Raw genomic sequence first — 4,824 nt, 5'->3', positions numbered from 1 at the left:
CAGTTCGACAGAGAGGGTCCGCTTGCACATCTTGGCGATCAGCAGGACCAATCTCTCGAAATTGAGCTTCCGGTCCCGGGTGAAATGGGTTTTGGAATTCCTGAAAAGATTGAGCAGCAGAGGGTCTGTTAAACAGATAGAAATAAAATTTTTTAGGTCTGATATGATTTTAAGTGCTATTTTTACATCGGCCATAAACGCGGTTGTTTAGATTTGTTTAGTAGTGAATTCAAAATTAAACATTTACGTGATTTATGGCCTTCTTTTTTTCTTAACTTAATGACATTGCCCATCGGGGTTAAATGCCGGAGGCATGAAATATCTCTTAAATGCCATCGGCATGCCATATCTATAGAAATGAAAATCACCTCAAACACCAACGCCGTAGGTGTGGCATGTTTGTTTAACACCCTGCTATAATAGTGTCACCCCGATGGGGTTAACCTATTACAACAAACGATTATCACGCCATGAAACCCTGTAAGCGTGTAACTATTATAGCAATAATTTTATCAAACCATACAGCTGCCCCACCGGCCACTGAACAGTCGGTAGCACTGCAAAAAAAATAACTTTAAAATGTCTCAGAACAATCTTTGACCTTTCAAATTCATTTCGAAAAGACATAAAAATTCCGTATTTTTGCATTGCATTAATTAAGGCAATTCTTATAAATCAATGTAATTGTACACATTGACGAGAATTGCGGTTTTATACAAAATCATAAATCATAGTTGTAAATGATTAACATTACACTTCCTGACGGTTCTGTACGTCAGTATGAAAAGGGCACTACTGCCATGCAGATTGCTCAGTCGATTTCCGAAGGATTAGCTAGAAACGTATTAGCTGCAGAAGTAAATGGCGAAGTTTGGGATTCTTCAAGATCTATTGAAGAAGATTCAGCAGTCAAATTGTTGACCTGGAACGATGAAAAAGGAAAATCAACGTTCTGGCACTCTTCAGCTCACCTGTTGGCTGAAGCATTGGAAGCACTTTATCCAGGAATCAAATTCGGTATCGGTCCTGCAATCGAAACAGGCTTCTATTACGATGTAGACTTCGGTGACCGTGAGTTCTCATCCGACGATTTTAAACAGATCGAGGATAAAATGATCGAACTGGCGAAACAAAAAGAAATTTTTGAACGCAAAGCAGTTTCTAAAGCTGATGCATTAGCTTATTTCGAAGAAAAAGGAGACGAATACAAACTGGATCTTATCAAAGACCTGGAAGATGGAAAGATCACTTTCTATTCCCAAGGTAACTTTACAGATCTTTGCCGTGGTCCACACATCCCGAATACCAGCTTTATAAAAGCTGTTAAATTGACAAACGTGGCTGGTGCTTATTGGCGTGGCGATGAAACTCGTAAACAATTAACTCGTATCTATGGTGTGACCTTTCCTAAAGCCTCTGAACTGACTGAATACCTGAAGTTCATCGAAGAAGCTAAGAAACGTGACCACCGTAAATTGGGTAAGGAGTTGGAGCTGTTTGCTTTCTCAGAAAAAGTAGGGATGGGCTTGCCATTATGGTTGCCAAAAGGTACTGCTTTGAGACAGAAACTTCAGGACTTCTTGCAAAAAGCACAAATCAAAGCTGGGTATGAGCCTGTGATAACACCACATATCGGCCATAAACAACTATATATTACTTCTGGACACTATGAAAAGTATGGGGCGGATTCGTTCCAGCCAATCAAGACTCCAGTGGAAGGTGAGGAATTCTTGTTGAAACCAATGAACTGTCCTCATCACTGTGAAATCTACAAGACCAAACCTCGTTCTTACAAAGAACTGCCGGTTCGTTTTGCAGAGTTCGGTACGGTATACCGTTATGAGCAGTCGGGTGAGTTACATGGTTTGACCCGGGTAAGAGGGTTTACTCAGGATGATGCGCATTTATTCTGTCGTCCGGACCAAGTAAAAGAAGAGTTCAAAAAAGTTATCGACTTGGTACTTTATGTTTTTGGAGCTTTGGGATTTGATGATTTTACAGCACAGGTTTCATTGCGTGACCCTGAGAACAAAACAAAGTATATCGGGTCTGATGAAAATTGGGCTTTAGCAGAGGCTGCAATCATTGAATCAGCAGCGGAAAAAGGATTGCCGACAGTTGTAGAATATGGCGAAGCAGCATTCTATGGTCCTAAATTGGACTTTATGGTAAAAGATGCTTTGGGCAGAAAATGGCAGCTGGGAACAATCCAGGTTGACTACAATCTTCCGGAGCGTTTTGAATTGGAGTATACTGGCAGTGACAATATGAAGCACCGTCCAGTGATGATACACCGCGCACCATTTGGGTCATTGGAAAGATTTGTTGCAGTCTTGATCGAGCATTGCGGAGGTCAGTTTCCGTTATGGCTTGCACCTGAGCAGTTTATCGTCTTGCCAGTGTCAGAAAAATATGAAGAATATGCTCAAAAACTTTTGGAATCGCTAAATAATTCCGATATTCGCGGTCTGATTGACTTGCGTGACGAAAAAGTAGGGCGTAAAATCCGCGATGCTGAAGTGAAGAAAATGCCTTATATGGTGATTGTAGGGGAAAAAGAGATGGAAAGCGGAACGATATCAGTGCGTAAACATGGTGGAGTTGACTTAGGGTCAATTACTCCAGAAGAATTTAAAGATTTATTAATAAAAGAAATAACTGTTTAATTTAATTAAGGAAACATTTGGCAAAAAGTAACAATTTCGGCCCTAGAGGCCCGATTAGGAAAAAAGAACCAGAACACCGTATCAATGAGCACATTCGTGTTCCAGAAGTGCGTTTGGTAGGTGACAATGTAGAACAAGGGGTGTATCCGACAAGACAAGCCTTGGCACTAGCTGATGAGCTTGAGTTGGATTTGGTTGAAATTTCTCCTAATGCTACGCCTCCTGTTTGTAAGATTATCGATTACAGTAAATTCGTTTACGAACAAAAGAAAAAACAAAAGGAAATTAAAGCGAATGCTAAGCAAACTGTTATCAAGGAGATCCGTTTTGGACCTAATACCAGTGAGCACGATTTCGAGTTTAAATTGAAGCATGCCATGCGTTTCCTGGAAAGTGGCGAGAAAGTTCGTGCGTATGTGCATTTCAAAGGCCGTGCAATCGTGTTTAAAGAACAAGGAGAGATCTTGTTGTTGAGATTCGCACAGGCATTGGAAGACTACGGTAAAGTTGAACTATTGCCTAAGTTGGAAGGAAAGCGTATGTTCTTGACATTGGCGCCGAAAACCAGCCCAAAAAAATAAAAAGTATCTAACAGATTGATATAAAATATATAAGTATTATGCCAAAAGTTAAAACCAATTCCAGCGCTAAGAAACGTTTCAAATTGACTGGAACAGGTAAAATAGCAAGAAAAAACGCTTTCAAAAGCCACATCTTGACTAAGAAAACTACTAAACAAAAACGTAACTTAACTACTACTAGTTATGTAAGCGATGCAGATTCAGGCAACGTAAAACGTATGCTTGCTATCGGTAAATAAGTTTAGACAAAAACATTTAATAACAATATTTTTTTAACCGGGTATTGGGTCGTAAGATTGCTGAAAAACGTAACACCTTGTACCAAATTAAATTTTAAAAATTATGCCACGTTCGGTTAACGCAGTTGCTTCTAGAAGAAGACGTAAAAGAATCCTTAAATTAGCTAAAGGCTATTATGGATCTCGTAGCAAAGTATATACTATTGCTAAAAATACAGTAGAAAAAGGTTTACAGTACGCTTACCGCGACCGTAAAACCAAAAAACGCGAGTTTAGAGCTTTATGGATACAACGTATCAACGCTGGAGCTCGTCAACACGGAATCTCGTATTCTCAGTTGATCGGTAAATTAAACGCTAAAAACATCGGCTTGAACCGTAAGGTATTAGCTGACTTAGCTTTAAACAATCCAGAAGCTTTCAAAGCAGTTGTAGACGCAGTAAAATAAGTTTAAACCGTATCAATTTTTGTTAGATATTGAAAAGCCATCCCGAAAAGGATGGCTTTTTTTTGATGGGGTTCTGCTATTATCGAAACTACCCCCCCCTTCGTAACAAACCCCCTTTCCCTCGACATGCGTGTCATTCCTCATCGCAGATGAGGAGCTATTTTAATGATTTAGAAACAATAGTGGTCGGTGGAGACACCGACCACGGCGGTGAAACTCCATCAATGGGGCAAGTTATTAATCCTCAACCCCGTAATTACCGTCTACATTGATCATCACCTTGATATGTCCAATGTCTTGTGTCTATTTTTTGGTTAAAATAGCACAGGCATTTAAGAGATATTTCATGCCTCCGGCATTTAACCCCGATGGGGTTTTCCCACCATGGCAGGTGACCCCACCTGCCACTGAAAATATGCCAGTGGCCTTATTTATCCATAATAGTTACACCTCTACAAGGTTGTATGGCGTGATACAATTATTTCTATAATAGTTACACCCCTACAGGGTTGCATGGCGTGATAAATCGTTTGCTATAATAGTTACACCCCTACAGGGTTTCATGGTTTGATACAATCATTTCTATAATAGTTACGGGGCTGTATCACATTTATATTTCAGTTAATATTTGGTCTAATCAATTTCTCAGGGTCTGTGGATGACCTCGGCTTGATTTTTCATTTTTTGCCTTTCGGAAGTCCAATTGTAGAGAAAAAGCAGCTTTCTATGCTGCTTTCTTCCTGATATTCTGTGCTATTGCCAATAATCCCATTTCAATTTCCACTTTTTGCTTTCCACGGAGCATAAATCGCTTGAACCCGTGGTTCTTTTTTATGTTTCCGAATACCGATTCCACATCATAGCATCGTTTCTTTCGGTGTGCCCTGCCC

5 protein-coding genes are annotated in these 4,824 nt (G+C 39.9%); 4 read left to right on the top strand and 1 reads right to left on the bottom strand.

Annotation, left to right across the window (positions count from 1 at the left end; genetic code table 11):
* Nucleotides 1–740: 740 nt before the first annotated feature.
* The 4 genes from thrS to rplT all read left to right on the top strand — a co-directional run bounded on the left by thrS (nucleotide 741) and on the right by rplT (nucleotide 3,934).
* Complete coding sequence (thrS, locus tag CRT24_RS14355) at nucleotides 741–2,666, top strand: threonine--tRNA ligase (protein ID WP_099371910.1); 1,926 nt, start codon at nucleotides 741–743, stop codon at nucleotides 2,664–2,666.
* Nucleotides 2,667–2,683: 17 nt separating this feature from the next.
* Nucleotides 2,684–3,247: a translation initiation factor IF-3 gene (gene infC, locus CRT24_RS14350; protein ID WP_257214054.1), complete on the top strand. Its 564-nt coding sequence runs from the start codon at nucleotides 2,684–2,686 to the stop codon at nucleotides 3,245–3,247.
* 38 nt (nucleotides 3,248–3,285) lie between these two features.
* The gene (gene rpmI / locus CRT24_RS14345; protein WP_099371909.1) at nucleotides 3,286–3,486 is read left to right on the top strand and encodes a 50S ribosomal protein L35; all 201 of its coding nucleotides are present in this window, start codon (nucleotides 3,286–3,288) and stop codon (nucleotides 3,484–3,486) included.
* A 103-nt stretch (nucleotides 3,487–3,589) separates the two neighbouring features.
* Nucleotides 3,590–3,934 carry a 50S ribosomal protein L20 gene (gene rplT, locus CRT24_RS14340; RefSeq protein ID WP_099371908.1) on the top strand — a complete coding sequence of 115 codons (345 nt, stop codon included), beginning with the start codon at nucleotides 3,590–3,592 and terminating at the stop codon, nucleotides 3,932–3,934.
* Between the two features lie 724 nt (nucleotides 3,935–4,658).
* On the opposite strand, the gene CRT24_RS14335 is transcribed toward rplT, so the two are convergent.
* A partial coding sequence (locus CRT24_RS14335; protein ID WP_180269106.1) for a transposase occupies nucleotides 4,659–4,824 on the bottom strand: 166 nt, incomplete at its 5' end.

Source organism: Sphingobacterium sp. 1.A.5, from assembly GCF_002734235.1.
GTDB lineage: Bacteria > Bacteroidota > Bacteroidia > Sphingobacteriales > Sphingobacteriaceae > Sphingobacterium > Sphingobacterium daejeonense.
The sequence above is the reverse complement of the archived record's forward strand: the minus strand, read 5'-3'. Positions and strand labels throughout refer to the sequence as shown.